This window comes from Hallella sp. (assembly GCF_037460745.1).
GTDB lineage: Bacteria > Bacteroidota > Bacteroidia > Bacteroidales > Bacteroidaceae > Prevotella > Prevotella faecis.
Genome location: NZ_JAXVAE010000124.1, coordinates 14,512 through 40,767, shown reverse-complemented (window position 1 = coordinate 40,767; position 26,256 = coordinate 14,512). Strand labels below are relative to the sequence as shown.

At 53.6% G+C, this 26,256-nt stretch carries 13 protein-coding genes and 1 riboswitch; of the genes, 9 read left to right on the top strand and 4 right to left on the bottom strand.

All coding sequences use genetic code 11. The features are described 5' to 3' along the window. Positions 1–960: 960 nt before the first annotated feature. The 6 genes from hflX (at position 961) to pnuC (ending at position 12,723) form a co-directional block, all read left to right on the top strand. Positions 961–2,208: a GTPase HflX gene (gene hflX / locus WKK33_RS08580; protein ID WP_215760143.1), complete on the top strand. Its 1,248-nt coding sequence runs from the start codon at positions 961–963 to the stop codon at positions 2,206–2,208. A 30-nt stretch (positions 2,209–2,238) separates the two neighbouring features. Next, entirely contained in the window at positions 2,239–4,092 is a 1,854-nt protein-coding gene (locus WKK33_RS08575) for a DUF4954 family protein (RefSeq protein ID WP_309438838.1), read from the top strand. Between the two features lie 63 nt (positions 4,093–4,155). Further along, positions 4,156–7,059, top strand: coding sequence for an insulinase family protein (locus WKK33_RS08570; RefSeq protein WP_337933382.1), 2,904 nt, complete (start codon positions 4,156–4,158; stop codon positions 7,057–7,059). A 109-nt stretch (positions 7,060–7,168) separates the two neighbouring features. Continuing rightward, positions 7,169–8,821 carry a fumarate hydratase gene (locus WKK33_RS08565; RefSeq protein WP_215760140.1) on the top strand — a complete coding sequence of 551 codons (1,653 nt, stop codon included), beginning with the start codon at positions 7,169–7,171 and terminating at the stop codon, positions 8,819–8,821. Between the two features lie 797 nt (positions 8,822–9,618). Further along, positions 9,619–9,718: riboswitch (TPP riboswitch) on the top strand. Positions 9,719–9,748: 30 nt separating this feature from the next. Further along, on the top strand, positions 9,749–12,130 hold the full coding sequence (locus WKK33_RS08560) for a TonB-dependent receptor (protein WP_337933380.1): 2,382 nt from the start codon (positions 9,749–9,751) through the stop codon (positions 12,128–12,130). After that, the gene (gene pnuC, locus WKK33_RS08555; RefSeq protein ID WP_337933378.1) at positions 12,130–12,723 is read left to right on the top strand and encodes a nicotinamide riboside transporter PnuC; all 594 of its coding nucleotides are present in this window, start codon (positions 12,130–12,132) and stop codon (positions 12,721–12,723) included. Before WKK33_RS08560 ends, pnuC begins: the two co-directional genes overlap by 1 nt. 93 nt (positions 12,724–12,816) lie before the next feature. Here pnuC and WKK33_RS08550 read toward each other — a convergent pair whose 3' ends face one another. The 4 genes from WKK33_RS08550 to WKK33_RS08535 form a co-directional block, all read right to left on the bottom strand. Continuing rightward, a complete protein-coding gene (locus WKK33_RS08550) occupies positions 12,817–15,234 on the bottom strand; it encodes an alpha-L-arabinofuranosidase C-terminal domain-containing protein (RefSeq protein WP_337933376.1) in 2,418 nt (805 codons plus the stop codon). A 654-nt stretch (positions 15,235–15,888) separates the two neighbouring features. Next, positions 15,889–17,298, bottom strand: coding sequence for a chromosomal replication initiator protein DnaA (dnaA, locus tag WKK33_RS08545; protein ID WP_337933375.1), 1,410 nt, complete (start codon positions 17,296–17,298; stop codon positions 15,889–15,891). A gap of 384 nt (positions 17,299–17,682) precedes the next feature. Next, positions 17,683–18,606 carry an MlaD family protein gene (locus tag WKK33_RS08540; protein ID WP_287768162.1) on the bottom strand — a complete coding sequence of 308 codons (924 nt, stop codon included), beginning with the start codon at positions 18,604–18,606 and terminating at the stop codon, positions 17,683–17,685. A gap of 32 nt (positions 18,607–18,638) precedes the next feature. Further along, positions 18,639–19,883, bottom strand: a complete 1,245-nt coding sequence (locus tag WKK33_RS08535) for an N-acetylmuramoyl-L-alanine amidase (protein ID WP_337933373.1) — start codon at positions 19,881–19,883, stop codon at positions 18,639–18,641. A 663-nt stretch (positions 19,884–20,546) separates the two neighbouring features. On the opposite strand from WKK33_RS08535, the gene nagB reads away from it, so the two are divergent. The 3 genes from nagB to WKK33_RS08520 all read left to right on the top strand — a co-directional run bounded on the left by nagB (position 20,547) and on the right by WKK33_RS08520 (position 26,219). Then, on the top strand, positions 20,547–21,338 hold the full coding sequence (gene nagB / locus WKK33_RS08530) for a glucosamine-6-phosphate deaminase (protein WP_215760358.1): 792 nt from the start codon (positions 20,547–20,549) through the stop codon (positions 21,336–21,338). A gap of 40 nt (positions 21,339–21,378) precedes the next feature. Next, a complete protein-coding gene (locus WKK33_RS08525) occupies positions 21,379–23,379 on the top strand; it encodes a glycoside hydrolase family 97 catalytic domain-containing protein (protein WP_337933370.1) in 2,001 nt (666 codons plus the stop codon). A 116-nt stretch (positions 23,380–23,495) separates the two neighbouring features. After that, complete coding sequence (locus WKK33_RS08520; RefSeq protein WP_337933368.1) at positions 23,496–26,219, top strand: 3'-5' exonuclease; 2,724 nt, start codon at positions 23,496–23,498, stop codon at positions 26,217–26,219. Positions 26,220–26,256 lie beyond the last annotated feature (37 nt).

Below are 26,256 nucleotides of genomic sequence, written 5' to 3'. Positions count from 1 at the left end.
TAAACACTTGCGAGTTTTTTTGCAATTAACAAGTCGGCATATTTCGGATGGTTACAATTTGGTTAAAAAGTTGTGTCGGGATTTTGCGTGCTCTAAGAGCAGCAAACGCCGTTTGTGAGAGATTGCGGCGCCTGATCTAAGAGCAGCGCTCGCCGTTAGGCATCTTTCGGGTTGCGAAAGACCATGTTTCGTAATAAGAAAGAGCATCTTTCGAAGCAAGGTTAGGCATGTTTCGAGGTGCGAAAGATGCCTAACCGCAAGACGTAATGTGGAATTTGAAAGACGGAAAGTTGAAATATGAATGTAATGGATTGAATATCAGACGATTGTGTAAATGTGCTGAGAATCGCGTATTTGCGGCCAACGATGCGTCAGTTTCAAATAAATGTGTAGATTTGGGTGTAGTTTGTTGGTTAAATTCCGTTCCCTTTTGTGGCTCGCAATGCTATCGGCGGTTTGGCTATTAGTGTTTGCCAAACTTGGGGAGATTGGAAGGTCATGCTCCAAGAACAATCATGGCGTATCGAATGGGCTCTTGTGGAAAACAGTTGTTGATGATTTTCCCAACCGACTTTCGTCTTGTATGAAACCCTGTAATAACACGAAACGCCCAGACTCCCGTCTGAGCGTTACGTATTTTCAATTGCCTAAATAGTTAGTTGTGTGTAGTTGTCATTTTTGAAATCGGCTCCCTAAAAACAATTTTTACGGTTACAAAGATAGCGAATATATATTTCACGGCAATAATAAGTGTCTAAAATTCACGTAAAAATCTACGCAAACGTTTACGGAGTGATTTCGTGTGGGCGGGATCGTGGTTTCCTGCGAAGCCCCAAATGGGTCCCTGATGGCGGGGAGGACAAATGGCTTTTTAGCTTGCCAAACACAAAAAAGCGACGGCCAAAATAGTCATTACCAATCTTTTTCTGTATCTTTGCACTTATAAATAATGTATCAAGCATGAAGGAATTCGTAATATCTGAAGTCAAGGCTGAGACCGCCATTCTTGTGGGACTGATAACTCCCCAGCAAGACGAAGCCAAGACCAAGGAATACCTCGACGAGCTGGAGTTTCTGGCCGACACGGCAGGAGCTGTCACCGTGAAGCGCTACACCCAGCGGGTGGGCGGTCCCAGCAGCATCACGTATGTGGGAAAAGGCAAGCTCGAGGAAATAAGAGCCTATATCAAGGCAGAGGAAGAGGAAGACCGAGAGATCGGTATGGTCATCTTCGACGATGAGCTCACGGCCAAGCAGATGCGCAATATTGAGCAGGCCTTGCAGGTGAAAATTCTCGACCGCACGTCGCTTATCCTCGACATCTTCGCCATGCGCGCCCAGACGGCCAACGCCAAGACGCAGGTGGAACTGGCCCAATATCGCTATATGTTGCCCCGGCTGCAACGCCTTTGGACCCACTTGGAGCGCCAGGGCGGTGGCTCAGGATCGGGCGGCGGTAAGGGATCGGTGGGACTGCGCGGACCGGGTGAGACGCAGCTCGAGATGGACCGACGCATCATCCTCAATCGCATGAGCCTGCTGAAGAAGCGACTGGAGGAAATCGACAAGCAGAAAGTGACGCAACGCAAGAATCGAGGCCGCCTCATTCGTGTGGCTCTCGTGGGATATACCAACGTGGGAAAATCCACCATCATGAACCTGCTGGCCAAGAGCGAGGTGTTTGCCGAGAACAAATTGTTCGCAACGCTCGACACCACCGTGCGCAAGGTGGTGGTCGAAAACCTGCCTTTCCTATTGGCCGACACCGTGGGATTCATTCGCAAACTGCCCACCGACCTGGTCGATTCGTTCAAGTCGACCCTCGATGAGGTGCGTGAGGCCGACCTGTTGCTTCATGTGGTCGACATCTCCCATCCCGATTTTGAGGAACAGGTGGAGGTGGTCAACCAAACGCTCAAGGACCTTGGATGCGCCGAAACGCCCACGATGATCGTGTTCAACAAGATCGACAATTACCATTGGACCGACAAGGACCCCGACGACTTGACGCCTCCCACACGCGAGAACATCACCCTCGATGAGCTGAAACGCACGTGGATGGCGCGCCTCAACGACAACTGCATCTTCATATCGGCACGAGAGAAGGAGAACGTGGACGAGTTTCGCGACACCCTTTACCGAAAGGTGCGTGAGCTCCACGTGCAGAAATACCCCTACAACGATTTCCTCTACCCTGTGGAGGACTGACGATTGGATAACTAACAAATCATCAACAACATGGACTACAGAAAACTCACCGACGAGGAGATCAATGTGCTCGAAGATCACAACTGCTGGGCAGAAGACTGGAGCAGGGTTAGTGTGGCCGACGACTTCAGGCCAAACTACATGCATCGCGTGATGCTTTATGGCGACGTGCGCATCGGAGCGTTCGAAAAGAACGTGGAGGTCTCCAAGGGATTTTGCAAACACTCGGGCATCAGCAACGCTACGTTGCGCAATGTCACAGTAGGCGACAACTGCCTCATTGAGAACGTGGGCAACTACATCAACAATTACAACATTGGCGACGACTGCTACATCTCCAACGTGTCGACCATCGAAACGACGGAGGGAGCAACCTATGGTGAGGGAAATCTGATATCTGTGTTGAACGAGGTGGGCGATGGAAACCTCATCCTCTTTAAGCATCTCAACAGTCAGTTTGCCGCTTTCATGGTGAAACATTTCCAAGACAAGGAGTTGAAAGACTGCATTCGCCGGCTCATCCGCGAGGAAATCGAAGCCACAAGCACTGACTGTGGCACCCTCGGAACGGGCGTGAAGATCGTCAATACGAAGGAAATAACCAACACGAACATCTGCGACGATTGTGAGGTGAACGGTGCGGCGCGCCTCAGCGACTGCACCATCCTGAGCTCGCCCGAGGCCAATGTGTATATCGGAACGGGTGTGATCTGCGAGAATTCCATCATCAGCCATGGATCGAGCATCATCAATTCGGTGAAGATGCAAGACTGCTTTGTGGGCGAGGCCTGCAAAATCAGCAACGGGTTCACCGCTTCGGCCAGTGTGTTCTTTGCCAATAGTTACATGAGCAACGGTGAGGCCTGCGCGGCGTTCTGCGGTCCGTTCTCGGCCAGTCACCACAAGAGCTCGCTGCTCATCGGTGGAATGTTCAGCTTTTACAACGCTGGCTCAGCCACCAACTTCTCCAACCACGCTTACAAGATGGGCCCCATGCACTGGGGAGTGCTTGAGCGCGGAACGAAGACGGCGAGTGGCGCGTACCTCCTGATGCCTGCCACGATCGGCACGTTCAGCGTTTGCTTCGGCAAGCTGATGCACCATCCCGACACGCGCAACCTGCCTTTCTCGTACCTCATCGCCTATGGCGACATCATGTACCTGTCGCCAGGACGCAACATCACCACCGTGGGCCTCTATCGCGACATACGCAAGTGGCCCAAGCGCGACATGAGACCGAAGGGGTCGCAAAAGAGTATCGTCAACTTCGATTGGCTTTCGCCCTTCAGCGTGGGTGAGATTGTCAAGGGTAAGAAGATCCTCGAGAACCTGCGTGAGTCCTCGGGCTACGATGTGTCGAGCTACAACTTCCACGACTATGTCATCAATGGCTCGTCGCTCCATAAGGGCATCAAATACTACGATATTGCCCTGCGCATCTACATGGGAGCCGTGCTCAAGCGCGTGTTGAAGGTCGATCCGGAGCTCAACCCTCCCACAACCACCATCGGGCAGGGCGATTGGACGGATCTTTCCGGCCTGCTGCTTCCCGTGTCGGAGGAGCAACGTCTCATTGACGACATCAAGAACGGAACGCTCGACACCATCGACCAAGTGACCGCTCGATTTGAGGAGATCAACGACAACTACCGCCGCTACCAGTGGGCGTGGACCTATCGGTTGATCCTCGACTACTATCAGTTGGATGCGCTCACGCTCGACGATGCGGCGCGCATCAAGCAAGACTACATCACCGCGCGCAGAGCGTGGATCGCCGAGATACGAAAGGATGCCGAGAAGGAGTATCGCATGGGCGACGTGGAGAAGGAAGTGCTCGACAATTTCATCAACAACCTCGACCATGAGGTGGACTTTGAGAATTAGGAACATCGCGAGACGTTCACGTATCTCAAACTATTCGTCGATTATTTAAACAATATTGATTATATGAAACTAAGAAGTTTTCTTGCCGCAGTGGCATTACTGTTCACCACGTCAGCCGTGGCCCAGCAGTACAAGTATGCCACAGTGCCGGGCGATCCGATGCAAACCCGCATCTATACGCTCGACAATGGGCTCAAGGTGTATCTCTCTGTGAACAAGGAGAAACCCCGTTTGCAAACTTACATCGCCGTGCGAACCGGTTCGCGCAACGATCCAGCGGAGACCACGGGCTTGGCCCACTACCTGGAGCACCTGATGTTTAAGGGCTCCACCCACTTCGGAAGCAGCGACGTGGTGGCCGAGGCGCCATTGCTCGACTCCATCCAAAACCGATTCGAGGCTTATCGTCGCCTCACCGACAAGGCTGCTCGCAAGAAGGCTTACCACGAGATCGACTCCATCTCACAACTCGCAGCCAAGTACAACATCCCCAATGAGTATGATAAGCTCATGGCTTCCATTGGTGCGGAAGGTACCAACGCCTACACTTCAAACGATGTTACTTGCTACGTGGAGGACATTCCTTCCAACGAGATCGACACCTGGGCGAAGATCGAAAGCGACCGTTTCAAGAACATGGTTATCCGTGGATTCCACACCGAGCTGGAAGCTGTGTATGAGGAATTCAACATAGGTCTGGCTAAGGATAACAACAAGGAGTGGAACGCTTTGGCAGCAAAGCTCTTCCCAGGTCACCCATACGGCACACAGACCACTATCGGTACGCAGGAGCATCTCAAGAATCCTTCTATCCTGAACATCAAGAATTACTACAACCGTTACTATGTTCCCAACAACGTGGCCATCTGTATGGCGGGCGATTTCGACCCCGATAAGGTAGTGGCCATTATCGACAAGTACTTTGGCGATTGGAAGAAGAACGACCAACTTAGCCGTCCCGAGTATGCGCCGGTGCGTGATCTGACAGCTCCTGTCGACACCACCGTTGTGGGATTGGAGGCCGAAAACCTCATGATGGGTTGGAAAGCGCAGGGAGCAGCCAGCTACCAAGCCGACACGCTCGACGTCATTACTAACATGCTCTCTAACGGCAAGGCCGGTATTTTCGACCTCAACCTCAACGCTCCGATGAAGGTTCAGGCCGCCCAGGCTGGCTACATGGGCATGGCCGACTATGGACAGTTCATCCTCATAGGCATGCCTAAGCAGGGCCAAAGCCTGGAGGAGGTCCGTAAGTTGATGCTTGCCGAAATCGACAAGCTCAAGAAGGGCCAGTTTGCCGATAACCTGTTGCCCGCTGTGGTCAACAACATGAAGCTCGATTATTACCGTTCTCTGCAAGACAATAGTTCGCGCGCCGACAAGTTTGTGGATGCTTTCATCAACGGAAAGAAGTGGAGCGATGAGGTGAACCGCCTCGACCGCATTTCCAAGATGACACGCCAGCAGATCGTCGACTTTGCCAATCGCTTCTTCCTCGACAACTACGTGACGGTGTTTAAGCGTCAGGGCAACGACACTACCATCCACAAGATAGAGAAGCCGAGCATCACGCCGATTCCCACCAACAACGACAAGCGCAGCCAGTTCCTGCAGGAGGTGGTCAACCTCAAGGCCGATCCCATTCAGCCGAGTTTCGTAGACTACAAGAAAGACCTCACGAAAGCCGTTACGAAGAAGGGCGTAGAGGTGCTCTATAAGCAAAACACCGAGGATGAGCTCTTCACCTTGGCGTTCCACTATCCGTTCGGAACGAAGAGCGACAACCGCTATGAGATTGCCGCTGGCTACCTCGATTATGTGGGCACCGCTAAGTTGTCGAACCAGAAACTCAACCAGCTGTTCTACGATCTGGCTTGCAGTTACAAAGTAAATGTCGGCGGCGACGCCATCGATATTGTCCTCACGGGTCTCAATAGCTCTATGCCCAAGGCTCTGCGACTGTTGGAGACTGTGCTCAATGAGGCCAAGGCCAACAAGGCCACATGGAACCAGTTTGTGGAACTGCTCCTGAAGTCGCGTGCCGATGCCAAGAGCAACCAGGGCGCCAACTTCTCAGCGCTGCGTTATTATGGCATGTATGGAAAGTACAATGCCTACACCAACCAGATGAGCGAGAAGGAATTGCGTGCCGCCAACCCACAGACGCTGCTCAATTTGCTGCGCGACCTGAAGACGAAGAAGCACACCTTATTATATTATGGCCCCACCAAGGAGGCCGACCTCGACGCTCTGGTGAGCAAGGTTCACCTCACACCGAAGACCCTTGCGCCTGCTCCCGCAGCCAAGGAGTACACAGCGCTTCGCACAACCGACAACGAAGTGTGGATTGCTCCCTATGACGCCAAGAACATTTACCTCATGATGCTCCATAACGAAGGCGCCAAATGGAATGCCGACAAGGCTGCCATCGAGGCTCTCTTCAACGAGTATTTTGGTGGCGGTATGAATGCTATCGTCTTCCAGGAGCTGCGCGAGGCTCGCGGCTTGGCTTACTCGGCTTCGGCCAGCTACAGCCGTCCCGCACGTCCGCAGGACGACGAGATGTTCTTCACTTACATCATTACCCAGAACGATAAGATGATGGACTGCGTGAACGAGTTCCTCAACCTGCTCAACAAAACACCTGAGCGTGAGGCCAATTTCAAACTCGCCCAGCAGGCATTGATTAAGAGCTTGGCTACAGCGCGCACCACGAAGTTTGGCGTTCTCGCCAGTTATCTTCGTGCCCAAAAGATGGGTCTCGACTACGATCTGAACCAAAAGATCTACGAGACGTTGCCCAAGCTGCAGCTGAAGGACGTGATGAACTTCGCGAAGGAGAACATTGCCAATAAGAATTACCGTTACCTCATTCTTGGTGATGAGAAGAACCTCGACATGAAGGCGCTCGAGAAGATTGCCACTGTGAAGCGTTTCACCACCAATGAGATTTTTGGAGAATAACTAATCCGCGTGGGTTTCGCAGACGCATCCGGCCCGTTTGGGTGGTTGGGAACGGTTTGTGAACCCCACGCAAACAAAACATTACACACAAAAACTATTTAAATCGACTATGGCTAAACCAGTAGATTTTAAGTATGCTCCTATGTTCCAGAAGGGCAAGGACGACACTGAGTATCGTTTGCTGACCAAAGAGGGTGTCAGCACGGCTGAGTTTGAGGGCAAGACCATTGTCAAGGTATCTCGCGAGGCCTTGACTTTGCTGGCCCAACAGGCATTCCACGACTGCGAGTTTATGCTTCGCCGCAAGCACAATGAGCAGGTGGCTAAGATTCTCACCGACCCTGAGGCTTCTGAGAACGACAAGTATGTGGCTCTGCAGTTCCTTCGTAACGCCGACTCGGCAGCCAAGGGCGTGTTGCCTTTCTGCCAGGACACCGGCACCGCCATCATCCATGGTGAGAAGGGCCAGCAGATCTGGACGGGCTTCGACGACGCAGAGGCTCTCTCGCTCGGAGTGTACAACACCTATACGCAGGACAACTTGCGCTATTCGCAGAACGCACCGCTCACCATGTATGAAGAGGTGAACACCAAGTGCAACCTGCCCGCACAGATCGACATTGAGGCTGAGGAGGGCGATGAGTATCGCTTCATCATGGTGGCCAAGGGTGGCGGTTCTGCCAACAAGACCTATTTCTACCCCATGACCAAGGCCACCATCCAGAACGAGGGCACGCTGCTTCCCTTCCTGGTGGAGAAGATCAAGAGCCTGGGAACGGCTGCTTGTCCTCCTTATCACATCTGCTTCGTCATTGGTGGTACATCGGCCGAGAAGAACCTGCTCACCGTGAAGTTGGGTTCCATCAAGTATTACGACAACCTGCCTACCACGGGCGACGAGACGGGTCGCGCCTTCCGCGACATCGACCTTGAGGCGAAACTGCTTGAGGAGGCTCACAAGATTGGCCTCGGCGCACAGTTTGGCGGCAAGTATCTGGCCCACGACATCCGCGTCATCCGCTTGCCTCGCCACGGCGCAAGCTGCCCCATCGGCCTCGGCGTGAGTTGCTCGGCCGATCGTAACATCAAGGGTATCATCAACAAGGATGGTGTTTGGTTGGAGAAGATGGATGCCAACCCCAGCGAACTTATCCCTGAGGAGTATCGCAAGGCAGGCGAAGGTAGCGAGGGCATTGTTATCGACCTTGACAAGGGCATCGACGCTGTGCGCGCTGAGCTGACTAAGTATCCCGTTTCTACTCGCGTGAGCCTCAATGGCACCATCATTGTGGCCCGCGACATTGCACACGCCAAGCTGAAGGCTCGTCTCGACGCTGGCGAGGATCTGCCTCAGTATTTCAAGGATCATCCCATCCTCTACGCTGGTCCGGCAAAGACTCCGGAGGGCTATCCTTGCGGTTCTATGGGCCCAACAACGGCCAACCGTATGGATCCCTATGTGGATGAGTTCCAGGATCATGGTGGCTCGTTGGTGATGATTGCCAAGGGCAACCGCACCCAGGTGGTTACCGACGCTTGCCAGAAGCACGGCGGTTTCTACCTTGGAACCATTGGTGGCATTGCTGCCGTTCTTTCGCAGGAGTGCATCACAAGCATCGATTGCGTGGAGTATCCTGAGCTCGGCATGGAGGCCATTTGGAAGATTACGGTGAAGAACTTCCCCGCTTTCATCCTGGTGGACGACAAGGGTCACGACTTCTTCAAGGAGTTGAAGCCGTGGGCTCCCTGCAAGTCTTGCTAACAGATTGATTGGTAAGTTTCTTGCGTTAGCAGGAAACTAATGATAGGCCGCGCCTCGCTTGTCGTCCGACAAGAGTGGCGCGGCCGTTTCGTTTCAGTTTATTGCGGCAACAATGGCCTATGCTTGTTGTTTGCGGACGGTTGTTCCCTGATGGTGGTGGCATGCGATGGGTTTGTGGAAGGACCGTTGGGCCACGAGTAGGGTGGGGCGTTTACCCATGATTATTGTCAGGTTGTTTGGTTAGAAAGTTGTGTCGGGATTTTGCTTGAAATAGAGAACGAAATATGCGTTTTTGTGGAATCGAAAGGCAAAAAACGAGCCATGTGGTTGCGGTTAGGCATGTATCGAGTTGCGATCGACCATGTTTCGAGAGTCGATCGGGGGTCTTTCGCAGTACGATTGGGCATGTTCCGCACCTCGATTAGGCATGTTTTGTGGCATTTGATGTGGATAGAGAATTGTTGATTGAATGGTTTTGGTGATAAGGTGTTGACTTTCAATGGATTGCATAAAATGCTGAGAATCGCGTATATGCGACCAAGGGCAAGTGTGCTTGGGAAAAATAGTGTAGATGGGTGTATAGGTTGTTGCGGTTTTTCTTTCCCTGATATGCTTGTCGTTCGATGATGGAAGTTTCTTCTGTTGAGTCGCAAGATCTATCGCTATCTCCCGTCAGCCACTTGCGGATGTTTTGTTTTGCCGTCGTTTTGGTCCAGTTGGGTGTTGGTAGCGTTAAACCTTTGTTTTCGTTTGGTTGTCTGCCGAAATCATCGTAATTTTGCATGTGGATGGTAAACAGCCATCTAAAGGGGTGCCCAGTCGATTGGCTGGTGCTGAGAACATACCCATGAACCTGATCCGGATAATGCCGGCGTAGGTAAAAGGATTTCCCTTTCATATTATTATTTTTTTTAATTCATTGTATCAATGAAACATTTGATTAGTGGAACACCGCTGGTTTTGGCCTTGGCAGGAGCGATTCCCGCGCAGGCTCAAGCACAGTCGGTTGGCGACTCGCTGAAGCAGGCCACCCTGCAAGAGGTGGTTGTCAAAGGAGTGCGTGCACAGCACGATGCACCGTTTGCAGTGGCAAACATTGGAAAAAAGGAACTTAACACATTTAGCAAGACAGGTCGCGAGTTGCCATTCCTCTTTGCCAACACCCCTGGTGTGCTGGCGTGGGGCGAGAATGGCCTCGGAACGGGTACAGTCTACATGCGCGTTCGTGGCGCTGCGGGTAGCCGCATTAACGTAACGCTCGATGGTGTGGCGCTCAATTCGCCTGAGGATCAAACGGTATTCTGGGCCAACATGAACTCTTACGGTTCGCTTCTTGGCTCGGCTCAGATACAGCGCGGTATTGGAACATCTACCAATGGCGACGGTGCCTTTGGCGGAACCATCTCATTGGCTACGGCCGCTCCAAGTCTCAAGCCGACGTTGGAGTTGACTGGTTCGTATGGAACCTACAACACTTATAACACAGGTCTCAACTTCTCTACAGGCCTGCTCTTCAACCACCTCATCTTCGATGGTGCCTTCCATCACACTGGAACCGACGGATTCGTGCATGGCACGGATGGCAACAGCGGTTCGTTCTACGGCGGCTTGACATGGTTGGGCGACAATTTCCAGATTCGTTATAAGAACATTGGCAACTACGAGCACACGGGCCAGGCGTGGAGCGGCGTAACAGCTGGCAACGACGATGCCTCGCTCATGGACCAGGGCATTGGCACTTATAAGGATATGTACGAGCATGGCTTGGGCCGTTTCAACTCGTTGTATGAGGGAATGGTGTTTGATGAGGACAACTGGATGTTCCCGCAGGACGAAGCCGGCAACTTCCAGACCTTCCGCTATAAGCTGGCCGACGGTTCCTATTGGAACAAGACCACCGATAACTTTACCCAGGACCATAACATCCTGAGCTTCACTTGGCAGCCCTCGGCCCATTGGACCCACAATGCCGCCTTGCATTACACCTACGGCTATGGCTATTACAAGGAGTTCCGTTACAACAACAAGTTCGCCAAGTTTGGCATGTACGCCAAAGACGCCAATGGCAACTTTGTGGAGCGCCACGACTTCATCCGTCGCAAAGGCCTCACGCAGCATACTTATGGTGTGGTGTACAACGTCAACTACAAGGACGAGCTTTGGGACATTGTGGGAGGCGTGAACCTGCAACAGTTCCGCGGCAACCACTTTGGTTACGTGGATGTTGTGCCTACAGGAGTGGCAATCGCCAACATCGTGAAGCCCTATGCCTCCAACCAATACTACGATTCCGACGCTCATAAGTTCGACTACTCGGCTTTCGTGAAGGCCACCGAGCACCTCACCTCTTGGTGGGATGCGTTCCTCGACTTGCAGTATCGCCATGTTCACTATAAGACAACGGGTGTTAACGACAAGTTCTACAAGAATGCCGATGGCACTTACTATAACCACGCCCTCGACATTCACGAGGACTACAACTTCTTCAACCCCAAGGCCGGATTCGTTTTCCACTTGGGCGGTCATCGCGCCTATATCTCTGTGGCCTATGCCGGTCGTGAGCCCGAGCGCAACAACTTCACCGACAACGGCTCCTATCCCGCTCCCAAGACCGAGCATCTCACCGATACCGAGCTGGGCTATGAGTACAATGGTGGCAACTGGCATGCCGGCGTGAACCTCTACTACATGGACTATAAGGATCAGCTGGTGCAGACCGGTCAGCAGAGCGATATTGGCGAGAACCTCACAACCAATATCGACAAGAGCTATCGCATGGGTGCCGAGATTACGGCCGACTGGAGCCCGCTTTCTTGGTTGACCGTGGCCGGTAATGCAGCCGTTTCGCAGAACCGTATCAAGGACTTCACCGAGTATGTGGATGATTGGGGCGCAGCTTCGCACTATCGCACCATCCATTACGACAAGTCGACCCTGGCCTTCTCACCGTCGGTGATCCTCAATGGCTTCGCCAACTTCCACTATCGTGGGTTCGAGGCTGTTTGGCACACCAATTTCGTAAGCCGCCAGTATCTTGACAACAGTGAGAACAAGCAGCGCTCGCTTCCCTGCTTCTCGCAGAGCGACCTCAACCTGAGCTATACCTTGCCTATGAAGAAGGTGATGAAGGAGGTGGTGTTCGGCCTCAGCATGAACAATCTCTTCGATCGCCATTATGCCGCAAGCGGTTGGGTATATTCTGCATATAAGAAGGCCACCGACAAGGACGACGATCCCCGTTATTACCAGATCGGTTTTGTGCCTATGGCAGGCTTTACCATGATGGGTAACATTACGTTGCGATTCTAATGCAAGACTATTTCGTTGCCCATTGGCTCGACATCACCACCACCATCCTCGGATTGGCCTACATTCTTTTGGAGTATAAGGCCAGCCTGTGGCTTTGGCTCGTAGGCTTTGTGATGCAGGTTATGGACATTGTGCTCTATTACCAAAAGGGACTCTATGCCGATTGTGGCATGGAGTTCTATTACATTGCCATGACCGTTTATGGTGTGTGGGTGTGGAAGTTTGGCAAGAAACGCAACCAAGCGCCTAAGGAAGCGCTTCCGGTTACCCACTTCAAGAAGAGTTTGGTGTTGCCGTGGGCGGTGGCCACGTTGGCCATTTGGGCCATCTTGTGGTATTGGCTCACGTTGGTGGGCTCCACGGTTCCCGTGGCCGACGCCTTCACCACAGCCCTCAGCTTTGTGGGTGTGTGGGCTCTGGCGCGCAAATACCTCGAGCAATGGCTCATTTGGATTGTGGTGGATGTGGTTACTTGCGTGCTTTATTTCTACAAGGATATTCCTTTCAAGGCTTCGCTTTATGGCCTATACGTTATCATTGCGGTATTGGGTTACCTCAAATGGAAGCGTAGCATGAAAGCGGTTTCTTCCTAACGCCAATGGGCCGACGCCACAAAAGGAATGAAAATAATAAGGGGCGTGTCACAATTCGTGGCACGCCCCTTTGCGGTTATTTAACCATGATGCTTATTTGATGCGAACAATGTTGAGCGAGTTGGCGGGGATGTCGAGTGTCACACCGTCGGCGTCGGGACTCACTTGCTCCTCGGTCGGAACGACGTTGGTGAGCTGCTCGATGGTGTTCTCGGATGTGCCCTTCTCGCCAGTGAGGCGTATCACGCGACCCTTCGAACTCTTATGGTTCTTCAGGTTGATGCGTGCGGTGGTGGCTTCGGTGCTGGTGTTCACCAGTTTCACGATATACTCGCCTGAGGCTTCGTCGTATGTGGCGCTTGAGAAGAAGTTGGCAAAGGTGCTGGGCTTCAACTTTGCGGCGAAGATCTGCTTGCCGTCGATGCTTGTGTAGACGCTATCGCCTTTTACGTGGAGCTCCACGTCATACCAGCGACCTTCCTCTACACGGCCGGGAGTCATGGCAATCTGTGCCTTGCTGCCGTCGATGACCTGCTCGATGGCGTGCTGCCCGTTACCCCATCCGCCAAGATTCAACCAGCAATAGTTGTCCTCATCCACATAGTTGAATACAACGAGGAAGCCTTCGTGGCCCTTGTCCTTGCGGGCACGAACCTTGTATGTGTACTCGTCGGAGGTGAACAGCTTGTTGTTGAGCAGTACCGTTCCTTCCTCCCAAGAGGTCTGTTTCACGACGTTGCCTTCCTTCTTCCATGTGCCTTTCACCTCGGCCTTGGCCACCGGTTGGCTTGTGGCGCCTTCCTCCAGGGTGAGTGCCTTCTCCTCGAAGCTGGCGTTGGTTCCCCATGTGCCTACACCTACGGCGCAGGTTGCTGGTTTTACCTTGATGTCGTCGGGGTTCACCTTGTAGGGGTTGCTCTGCGTAACAGCCATGATACGTGTTCCCACGTTGTTGGCCATCATGCGCTGCACGTAGTAGGAAGGTGTGCCCAATGCGCGCGTTGCGTTGAACTGAATCATGTCGGGACGCCATCTCGTCTCATTGACGTTGGCGAAGATAGGTGCGTAACTTGCCATCTTCACGATGTCGGAGTTGTTCTCCATACCCATCATATATACGGCTTCGCCCAAGGCGGCGTTGAGGTTTCCAACGTTTCCGAAGCCTTGAGTCACGGCGTACTCACCCACATAGATGTCTGGACCCTGACGGTTGTAGGTGTCGTATTTGCGGAAATTGTCGGCAAACCAGTTCGGGGTGCGGTAATAGTGCTCGTCGAGGAGCTCCACCTTCTCGTCAGAATCCCATGTGGGATCGTCGGTTCCCCATGAGGCCACGTTGCCTATGATGTGCATGTTGGGGTATTTGGCCAGCACGGCGTCGCGGAAGAGCTGGAAGCGCTTGTAGTAGTTGTCGCTTTGCTCGCGGGGGTTAGGCTGGTTGTTCTCGTTGCCAATCTCCAGATATTCGATGTTGAACGGAGTGGGATGTCCGTTCTTTGCGCGCAGCGCACCATACTTTGAGGTCACAGGACCGTTGGCATACTCCAATGCGTTGAGCGTCTCGTCGATCCAAGGCTGGATGGAATCGACGGGTGTGAAGCCACCATGCCAGATGCCTACGTTCACCACATAGAGCGGCTTAGATCCGAGATCCTCGGCCAGTTGCAGGTATTCGTGGAAACCGATGCCATCGGTTGTGCGATAGCCCCAGTTCACGTTCCAGTGGCCTGGGCGCTCTTCGATGGGACCTATGGTGCGCTCCCAACGGAAGGCGTTGTCGGGACTTTGCTGTCCTTCCACAAAGCAACCACCAGGGAAGCGGAAGAATTTGGGGTGGAGGTCGTACAGCATCGACGCCAATTCGGGGCGCATGCCGTTCTCGCGGTTATTGAATGTAGGTGGCATAAGGCTCACCACGTCGAACGCGAGCTTGCCTTTGCCAGTGGCAGCAAACCACAACAAAGCCTTAGGATGGTTGGTTTTGCTGGTCAGAGTGGCCTCGTATTTGGTCCATTTGTTGCTAAATTGCTTGCCTTCAAACTCGGTTGAGGCGAACACCTTGGTTCCACAACCGCAGCTCAGGTAAGCCTTCAGTTTGCCTTTGAGCTTTCCCTTGGCCCAGAACGACAACTTATAGGTGCGTCCTTGCACAGCTGGAATGCCCCAATAGCCTTCGTTGTTGAAACCGTCGCCGTCGCCGTTGAATGTCACTTCGAGCGCTTTTCCTTGCACCTTGTTGAGCAATCCTTTGCTGATAAGCTGCAAAGAGGCATTTCCTTTGGCCTTCCAATGCTCGGGGGCCTTGTTGTTGTCTTCAAAGCTGCGGTTGCGAACGAGCTCGGCGTAGAGACCTCCGTCGGCGGCATGGTTGATGTCTTCATAGAAGATACCATACAGCATGGGAGAGACCGCCTTGCCTTTCTGCGCGGCATCCACGTCGACCGTTACCTGCGCTGATGCGCCCAGGCTGCTCAGAAGCAGCGTGGACAGAGCAATAGTTCTTACTTTCATGTCTTCGATTTTTGATAGATAGAGTTGTTTCTAAACAGTTATTTAGTTGTCGTTGGCAAAAGTACACTTTATAATTCATATTTTTACGTTAATTACAAAGATTAACAAAAATAAGCCGTTCCTTTGCTATTGGAGGATGATGAATAGCCTGTTCATCCTTCATTTGTGATTTTTTTCAGGACAACAACTTGCTTATTGGAGCCGCATCGTTCCGTTGTTGATGGATGAGGACTCGATGACCTCCCTTCGTTGCTTTACCCATCCTTGCCCCATAAATCTGTCGTTAGACCGAAATAGGAATGCTTCAAGGGTGTTATGGCATCTTTTCAACGCTTGTAAGCGTTTCTTTCTGCATTTTTGTTCCGTTCGTGTTTCGCCTTGGTTCGCTATGCCCCCAAAGCCCCTAACGCATCCATCTCGAAACAAACACGAACAAAAAATATAATCTAATGACTGTTATGGTTAAATAGTTGCATACGAAGAATCCAGCGTTTCACGATGGTGGAACGCTAGATTCTTTGCTTTTGCATGATTGTTCTCTTTGCGCTCGTGTGCTGGAACGTGCGTGTTTTTATGCGGATAACGCTTTTGCGTTGGTTCGGCGTTAGTCTTCTTCCCTTGGAATTGCCGGCTTGCAATTGTTTGTTGAAAGCCTTATCCTTTCAGTTTGAAGGAGTTTTCGATGCTTGACACCTCAGCCGAGAACATCTTGTCGGTTACCAGGCGTTTCTCCACTTGTGTGCAACTGTGTATCACGGTGGAGTGGTCGCGGTTGCCAACGAGCTTTCCGATGCGGCTGGCAGGCATCTTTGTGTATTTCTGAGCCAGGTACATCGACACCTGACGAGCCAGCACATAGTCGCGCTTTCGGCTCTTGGAGTTGACCTGTTCGGGCGTTACGTTGTAATGGGTGCACACCTTATCGAGTATGTCGTCGATGGTAAGCGGATGGTCGTCGATCTTAACCGCTCTCTTGATGACGCGTTCGGCCAGTCGCATGTCGATCTCGCTGTTGTAAACAATGGAGTAGGCCATGAGCGAGTTGATGACCCCTTGCAGGTCGCGCACGCTGCCATTGGCTGTCTCAGAGATGAGTTGGATGACGTCGCGCGGTATGCGCAGTCCGTCGCGTCGTATCTTATTTTCCAGGATATCGATGCAAAGCTGCGTGTTAGGTTTCTCCAATTCGGCGATGAGACCACACGAGAAGCGCGTGAGCAAACGGTCGGGCATGCCCTTGAGGTCCACAGGAGGTCGGTCGCTTGCGAGGATGATACGCTTTCCGTTTCTGAAAAGGTGGTTGAAAATGTGGAAGAACGTCTCCTGGGTCTTTGTTGCGCTCACCCATTCCTGTATGTCATCTACGATGAGCATGTCGATGGTTTGGTAGAAAGCGATGAAGTCGTTTACCGCGTTTTGCAGCACCGCGTTGGTGTATTGCACCTGGAAGAGACGCGCGCTAACGTATAGCACGCGCTTCTGCGGATAGATTTGTGTGGTCTTTACGCCAATGGCGTTGATGAGATGCGTCTTTCCGCAACCCGACGGTCCATAGATGAACATGGGGTTGAACTGCATGGTGTTGGGGTGTTCGGCAATGGACATGCCTACGGAGCGCGGCAGTTTGTTGCTGTCTCCCTCAATATAATTGTTGAAAGTGAGGTGCGGATTCAGTTGCGAATCGATCTGCTGAGGCTGTGCCGCATCGAGTATTGATGGGCTTTGGTTACCTTTTGTCCGTGGCTTCTGCTGCTGTTCGACGTCGGTCGGGTCAGCCTCAATGTCTTGTGAGAGGTTGTGCTCCTTGTCGGTCACCACACGATACTTCAGTCCGATACCCTGTCCGAAGCATCGGTGCAGCACCTTGCTCAGCAAGTCGACAAAGTTCTCCTCCAGGTACTCGTACACAAAGGGGCTGGGTACCTGTACGAGTATCATCTTCTGAGCTTCATCAAACTGCTCGAAGACGATAGGCTTGAACCATGTATTGTATATTTGCTCGGTGACGTTCTTGCGTATGAGCGCAAGCGATTGGTCCCAACGAGCATCAGAACTTGGCTTCATGTGGACAGATTATTGTGAATTGTTACCTCAGTAGACGTTTCCGCTCTTTTAAGGGAATGCAAATTTAATAAAGATTTTCCGAATTTCCAAATGTCTTGTTTTTTGATTTTTGGCTATTCGTCGCGTAACTCCCTATTTATCCGATAGTTAAGCGTTTTTGTCCGAAAAGTGGTGGGGTGGGGTGCGCTTTGTGGTTTAACTTGCTGACTATTAGATCGATACGAGATTGTTTGGCTATTCTTCGAGTTTTCGTGAAACAATTATTTTCGTTTCCTAATCATCCCTTTATGACCGAGTTATGACGCGCATGGGCATCCGTGAAACATCCTCTTCGTATTTTTTTCGATTTTGTTTGTCCCACGAATGTCCTTGCATTGTTTTCGCCTATTTGTCCTTTTTGCCAAACAGCGAGAAGTGTACGTAGCGCTTGGGGTGCGCCTTGAGGTTGGTGAGCAACGAGTCGGCGCTTATCATGGTAGCGTTGAGGTTGTTGTAGAGCGCCGGGTCGTTCATGAGCAGTCCGAGTGTTCCCTGCTTGCTGTTGAGCTTTTCGGTGATTTGCTGCACGTTGGCCAGCGTGTTGTTCACCTGCTGCATGGTACCCGCCACATCCACAGCCGCGAGGTTTGCGGTCAGTGTCGAGGTGTTGTCGAGCGTGGTGCCCGCCTTGGCGAGTGCTGCGTCGGCCTTGTTCATGATGCCCGGCATGCGGCCGTTGACCGTTGCCATGAGCGTGTTGAGGTCGCGTGTGGTGGTGGTGAGGTTCTGCGTGATGTCGCGCACGTTGTGGAGCGATTGCGCCAAAGCCGGGTCGGCCATGAGCGCGTTGACGCTGGTGAGGATGCTATCCATCTTTGGCAGCATCTTCTCGATGGTTGGCACGAGGGCGGCCACCTTTCCCATCATTCCATTGTTGATGGCGCCGGTCAGCGTGTCGCCTGGCATGACGCGCTCCCTGGGGTTGTTGGCGAGCAGCAGGTTCATCTTCACATTGCCCATGAGGTCGCTGATGATTTCGGCCGATGAGCCCTTGGGGATGCGCAGGCTGTTGTTCACGCTGAAGCGCACCACCACGCCATTGTTGCCATCGTAGTCGTAGCTGATGTCCTTTACCACGCCCACCTGATAGCCGTCGGCGTAGATGGGGTTGGATGCGGAGAGCCCGCTGATATCCTTAAACTTTATATAATAGGTGTCATCATTCGAGAAGATGGACATGCCTTTCAGGAAGTTGAGTCCGAAGAACAATAGGATGATGCCAGTGACTGCCACGAGGGCAATCTTGATTTCCTTGGTGAATGACTTCATAATCGTGCGTGTTGGGTTTAAATGGGGGCAGGTTATCTGCCTGCCTGTCTGTTTTTCTTAAATTCGCGAATGCCCTCGTTCACATTCATTTTCTTGCCGTTCTTAAAGGCGATGATGAACGCTTCGGGGAACTTATCCAGTATCTGCTTTCGCAGACGGTAGATCTCGTTGTAGTCGTTGCTTGCTCCGTAGGTGTACTTCTTGTAGTTGCCTTCCTCGTAGACGTCGCAACCCGTAAGGCCCTTGAACTGACTGTCGCCGGCCTTGAGCACCCCGTTGCTCACGAGAATCTGAATCTTGAACACCGGCCGATCCTCGTTTGCCGCCTTGGGGGGAGCTGCAGGCGCTTCCTTGCGTGTGGTTGTCGCCTTCTGTCGAGGTGCCGCCTGCTCCTTCTTCTCTGCGGGCTTTGCCTCGGGCTCGGGCACCCTGATGGGCTCAGCGGGTGGTGTTCGGCGGCCCTCGGCCCCTACGCGATAGGGCACGTCGATCGAGTTGTCGTATTTCTCCTTGTATCGGATGAATGCGTTATAGAATCCCATGGGATACTTGGTGTGTCCATCCTCCGTGTTCATGTAGTTCTCCTCGTCGGGTGTCGATATGAACCCCAGTTCCAACAGGATGGCCGGCATCTTTGTCAGTCGGAGCACCGCCAGGTTGTTTTGGTGCGAACCGCCGTTCTGTCGCCCCGTGGCCTTGCACACCTCCTGCTGCATGAGTCGTGAGAGATACACGCTTCGCTCACGGTTTTGGTCGGCGATGATCTCGCCCATGATGTCGAGCTCGGGTGCGTTGCCGTTGAGGTTGGCATACACCGTCTTGTAATTGCTCTCCAGGAAGATCACCGAGTTCTCGCGCTTGGCTACGTCGGCGTTCATTTTCAGGCCCTTGTCGCCCGTTGTCTCGCCACGTCCGAGCGTGTAGCTTTGGAATCCACGTGCCGTGTGTATGCCGTCGAGGGCGTTGATGTGGATAGATATGAAGAGGTCGGCGTTGTTGCGGTTGGCTATCTCGGCCCTCTCGTGCAGGGTGAGGTATGTGTCGGTGGTACGGGTGTAGATGACCTTCACGTCGGGGCATTTGGCCTCCACGAGTCGTCCAAAGGCCAGTGCATACTTCAGCGTAAGGTTCTTCTCCTCCGAGATGGCGCCAGGAGCTCCATGGTCTTTGCCGCCATGGCCAGCGTCGATGACGAGTGTGAACCGCTTGTTGGCCGCCTGAAGCGTCAGGGCCAACAGCAGAAACAGGAAAAAGGAGATAAGCCTACGTTTCTTCATATCTAAGCACAATATTTTGCAAAAATAAGCATTTTGCAGGAGAAAACCTATTTAGTGCGCCGCGTTTTATCATTTATTAAGTAATGTGCGCATGCAAAAATGGCCGCAAAACGGTGCTTATGGAGCTGTAAATGTCAATCATTATTTACCCAATCTATATACTTGGCAGGTGGGTGAAATAGAAGCGGAAAACGCGAAAAAGCGCTTTGGAATTGGCGTTTCTGCCCTTTGCCGACGGCTCGTGTGAGAGCAGCTGTTGCGAAAGATGCCTAACCGAACTGCCTTTTGGCATGTTTCGTGCCTCGTTTAGGCATGTATTGAGCTGCGTTTAGGCATGTTTCGTGCCTCGTTTAGGCATGTTTTGTAGTGCGGAAAGTGGGATGTGGAGAGATGGGAAAAGACTTGCGTAGATAACTCGTTGGGTGTTAGGTTGTTACGAAAAACGTCTGAGAATCGCGTATTTTCGACCAAACATCCGCTCGCTGATTTTAACGGCCTTCTCGTGAGTGCATTTGTTGTGATTATTGGTAAAAGAAGGTGGCTTGCCTCATGAGGCGGCTGCAAGAAGAAGGATGGCATTTTTCTTCCGAATAGTGAGGCTTTTCCAAAGAAAATTACTACTTTTGCATATTGCAATCAATCTTAATTTAAACCAATCAGATTATGAGACTAATTATTGAACAGGATTACGCCCGCCTCTCACAGTGGGCAGCCAACCATGTAGTGGAGCGTATCAACCAGTTTCAACCCACAGCCGAGCGTCCTTTCGTGCTCGGTTTGCCCACAGGCAGCTCGCCCGAGGGCATGTACGCCGCTTTGGTGAAAGCCAATAAGGAGGGTCGCGTTAGCTTCCGCAACGTCATCACCTTCAACATGGATGAGTATGTAGGTCTGCCCGAGAGCCACCCCGAGAGCTACCATAGCTTCATGGCTCGCAACCTCTTCGACCATATCGACATTCCCCGTGAGAACGTGAACATCCTCAACGGCAACGCCGAGGATTTGGAGGCCGAGTGCGCTCGCTATGAGGAGAAGATCAAGGCAGTGGGCGGCATCCACCTCTTCATCGGTGGCATCGGCCCCGACGGTCACATCGCCTTCAATGAGCCTTTCTCAAGCCTCACCAGCCGCACCCGCGTGAAGACGCTGACCACCGACACCATCATCGCCAACTCTCGTTTCTTCGACAACGATGTCAACAAGGTGCCTAAGCACGCCCTGACCGTTGGTGTGGGTACCGTTATGGCGGCCCAAGAGGTGATGATCCTGTGCAATGGACACCATAAGTCGCGCGCCCTGCAGGCAGCTGTCGAGGGCCCCGTCACACAGGCTTGGACCATCTCGGCCCTGCAGCAACACGCCCATAGCGTTATCGTGGCCGACGAGGCCGCTACCGAGGAGCTGAAGGTGGGCACCTACCGCTACTTCAAGGATATCGAGAAGGACAACCTGTAAGCACTTGTTTGCTTTTTAACCAACACATCACATATTTATAATGAAAAGAACTTTGATGCTTTCAGCGTTGGCCCTGCTCGCCGCGCTGCCTATGGCGGCTAAAGAGAGCAAGGTTAGCTCGCCTGATGGCAAGCTCGTTGTGACTGTCAACGACGACGGCGGTCGCGCCAACTACACCGTGACCTATGCTGGCCAGACCATCCTGCGCACCTCGCGCCTCGGCCTGCGCACCAACATGGGCGATTTCACGAAGGGGCTGACGCTGACCGACGCCAAGCAAGCCCAGGTGGACAAACGTTACACCATGACGCGCACCAAGGCATCGGAGGCCCACTATGTGGCCAACCAAGCCGTGCTGACGTTCGCCAACGAAAAGAAGTTGCAGATGGTGGTTACGCTCAACGTGTCGGACAACGATGTGGCTTATCGCTACACCCTGCCGCGCCCAAAGAGCAACAACCCCAAGCAAGCCATGGTCTACGAGGAAGTGTCATCGTTCAATTTCCCTGAGTCGACCACCACGTTCATCTCCCCGCAGATACAACCCATGACGGGTTGGGAAACCACCAAACCCAGTTACGAGGAGGTGTTTACGTCCGACGCACCCATGACCCAACCGTCGCAGTATGGCGTGGGTTACACGTTCCCCTGCCTCTTCCACATTGGTGGCGCCGCCAAAAAGCAGGCGTCGGCCGAAGGCGAGGCATGGGCGTTGGTGTCGGAGACCGGTGTGACAGGCGACTATTGTGGCTCGCGCCTCTCCGAGTACAAGGCTGGCGAGGGCTATACCATCGCCTATCCGCAGGAGGGTGAGAACAACGGGTGGGGCGCAGCCTATCCTGGCATCAGCCTGCCCGGCTCAACGCCATGGCGCACCATCACCGTCGGGCAGACGTTGAGGCCCATCGTTGAGACCACCATCCCCTACGACGTGGTTGATCCGCTCTATGAGCCCACCACCGACTACAAGGCCGGTCGCTACACCTGGAGCTGGCTCATCTGGCAAGATGGCAGCATCAACTACGACGATCAGGTGCAGTTTATCGACCTGGCGGCCAAGATGGGGTACGAATATGTGCTTGTCGACAACTGGTGGGACACCAACATCGGCTACGAGCGCATGGAGAAGCTCAGTCGTTACGCCCAAGGCAAGGGAGTGAGCCTTATGCTGTGGTTCAACTCCAACGGCTTTGAGAACAACGCCCCGCAGGGCCCGCTCAACATCATGAACCGTCCTATCGCCCGCAAGAAAGCCATGGCGTGGATGCAGAAGATTGGTGTGAAGGGCATCAAGGTCGATTTCTTCGCTGGCGACAAGCAGCACACCATGCAGCTCTATGAGGACATCCTCAGCGACGCCAACGACTACGGCCTGCAGGTAATCTTCCACGGTTGCACATTGCCGCGCGGCTGGGAGCGACTCTATCCCAACTATGTGGGTTCTGAGGCCGCTCTGGCTTCTGAGAATGTGTTCTTCACCGAGGAGGCCGCTCGTCGCGAGGGCTACGACATGGCCATGCATCCCTTCGGACGCAATGCCGTGGGTAGCTTCGACTGGGGTGGCGTTATCATGAACCGCATGCTCAGCAAGGACAACAAGAGTCGCCACCAACGCTTCACGTCCGACATCTTCGAGATGGCCACCGCCATCACCAACCAGTGCTCGGTCAATTGCGTGGAGGTTACCCCCAACGTGGTCGACGAGTTGCCCGACTTGGAGAAGGCGTTCCTCAAGGAGCTTCCCACCACATGGGAGGAGACACGTTTTGTCGACGGTTATCCCACGAAGTACGCCGTTGTGGCACGCCGCCATGCCGACAAATGGCTGGTGGGCGGCATCAACGGAACCGACAATCCGATGACGCTGACCCTCAACCTGCCCATGCTGGCAGGCCAGACGATCGACTACTATGTGGACGCCAAGCTGAAGAAAGGCCAGCGTTGGCCCGACCCCGAGTTGCGCACACTTAAGGTGGGCAAGGACGGAAAGGCCAAGGTAACGCTGCAAGCCAAGGGTGGAATCATCCTGAAGCAGAAGTAAGCAGCCGTCTTCATACGAGCAGGCGGACAGCCATGGTGTTGCCATGATTGTCCGCCTGCCTTCTTTTTATAAACAGCCCATGCGATGATGGGCCCCATTCAGTAAACCCCAAGCACATGAACCACACTACGCAACACACCTGGCAACCCGACGAGAGCCAACAGAAGGTCATCGGAATGGTGGGAGGACGGCACCTCGTTTTGGCCCCTCCGGGATGTGGCAAGACCCAGATATTGGCCGAGCGCGTGCGCCACGCCCATGCCCAGGGCATGGACTACGACGCCATGCTCTGCCTCACCTTCACCAACCGAGCCGCCCGCGGCATGCGCGAACGCATACAGCGGAACATCGACGACGCAGGAATCGAGCAGATCTTTGTGGGCAACGTGCACCGCTTCTGCTCCCATTTCCTCTTCGAGAACCGTGTGGTGCCGGCAGAGAGCGCCATCATCGACGAGGACACCGTGGTGAGCATCCTCGCCAATTACTTGCAGGAGGACGAGGGTAAGGTGCAGGCCAATTTTAACCGAAGGCGCGCCTATAGCGAGATTATGTTCTTCTCCCATCTCATGGAGGAGATAAAGATGGGCCTGCCACGCGAGCTGCGGCAACACCCCGACTGCGCCACACCCACCGATGTGCAGGTGATGCGCGCCCTTTGTCGGGCCGTGGGCAAGGAGTTTACGGCCGATCAAATGGTGGACATCTACGAACACAACGATTATTATGTCGACGTGGCGCGCTCGGCGGCCTTCGATGCCGGCCTTCGGCAGGTGGCCGACCGCACCTTGTTCAAGATGAAATACGCCCACGCCTACACGGCTTACAAGCAACAATACAACTTGCTCGACTTCGAGGATTTGCTCATCAAGACCTACGCCACACTTCGCGGCGGCACCCCCTGCAAGCGCTATCCTTGGATCCAGGTCGACGAGGTGCAAGACCTCAACCGCCTGCAGCTCGCCATCATCGACGCGTTGTGGGCGGGAAATGGTGCCGATACCGCCCCCTCGCAGGCCCATACCCTCATGTTCCTGGGCGATGAGCAACAAGCCATCTTCTCGTTCATGGGAGCCAAGTTGGCCACACTTGAGGCCATCAAGCGACAATGTAAGGGATCGGTTCATCATCTCCATGTCAACCATCGCTCGCCCAAGTATCTCGTCGACATGCTCAATCGGTTTGCAGCCGATCAGTTAGCTGCCGACCCCGACCTATTGCCCCGACCCGACAACGACGATAAGGCCCAGCCGGGCGACATGCAGATACGCGACAGTCGCGACATCGACGACGAGCTGCAGGATGTGGCTCGCTATGTGAAAACGCTGGCGCAGCAGGCGCCAGACCGTGAGACCACAGCTGTTGTGGTCAACTCCAACAAGGACGCCGACCTGTTGAGCGAGACGCTCACCGCCTTGGACGTGAGCCATTTCAAGGTGTCGGGAACCGACATCTTCGCCTTGCCGCAGGTGAAATGGTTGTTGGCCCACCTGAGCGTTTTGTCGAACGAGCTCAACCACATCGCCTGGTCGCAACTCCTAACTGGCCTGCGTGTCTGCGAGAGCGAGGCCTCCGCGCGTGGCTGGCTTCGCAAAATGAGGGATCTCGCCATCAGCCCAGCCGATTTTCTTCGCCCCAACGACGACACCTACCTGCAGGAATTCCTCAGTCTTTATGAGCGAGACGACATCGTGGTGTTCGACACCGAGACCACCGGACTCAACGTCTTTGAGGACGACATCGTGCAGATTGCCGCCGAAAAGATACGGCAGGGCAGGAGCGTGGCCAAGTTCTCTGTGTATATTGAGACCGATCGCACCATTCCCGCCATGCTCGGCGACATTGCCAATCCCATCATCGAGGAGCGCCGACACCATCAGATCCATTCCCATGCCGACGCCCTCCGTATGTTTCTCAACTTCGTGGGCGACGGGCAGGTGGCCCTGATGGGCCACAACGCCGAGTACGATTACCGCATCATGGACTACAACTTGCGCCGTTATCTGCCCGAGGTCGATTGGCGGCGCCGATGCCCGCGGTGCTTCGATACGCTGAAACTCATGCGCCTGTTGCGCCCCGACCTCAAGGCTTATAAGTTGAAACATCTGTTGGCAGAGCTCCATTTGGAGGGCGATAACTCGCATCTGGCCGACGACGACGTGAACGCCACCGTGTCGCTCGTGGGCTATTGCTATGCGCATGGCCGCGAATGGCTCGATGGCCAGCGTGCCTATCTGGCTTCGCCGAGCGTTCGCCAGCGCGTCGATCGCTTGCGCCGCGCCTACCAATCGTTCTACGATGAGGCTCGCCAAAGGCTCTACGAGCGCCTGCCCGAAGGTGATGAGCCAGCCCTTGTGGGTGAGATGAAGCGCATGGCGGATTTGCTCAAGGAGAAAGGATGGTGGAAGGACGTTCCCAAGATCGACTATGTGTACCGATTCTTGGCGGGCGACATCATCGACCCTGCGAGTGAACCTTCGCTCAAGGAACAGTTGGACCATCACGTCATGGAGCTCAGCACGTTCAAGGAAGCCGACCTTTGCAGTTCGACGGCCATCGACGACCGCGTCTTCGTGTCGACCATCCACAAGGCCAAGGGGTTGGAGTTCAATAATGTGGTGGTGTTCGATGTGGTCGACGGACGCATTCCCAACTTTTACAATCAGGGCAAGCCCGACCTCATGGCCGAGGACGCCCGCAAGCTCTACGTGGCCATGTCGAGAGCCAAAAAACGATTGGTGGTGTGGTGGAGCCGCATGCGTCCGCAGGCTTATAGCGGTCCCGAACAACGGTTGTCGCGCTTTATGGACGGCGTGAGAGCATTCTTCGACAACGCATGAAACGGCTGGGGGTGCCACCATGGATTGAATGTCAAAT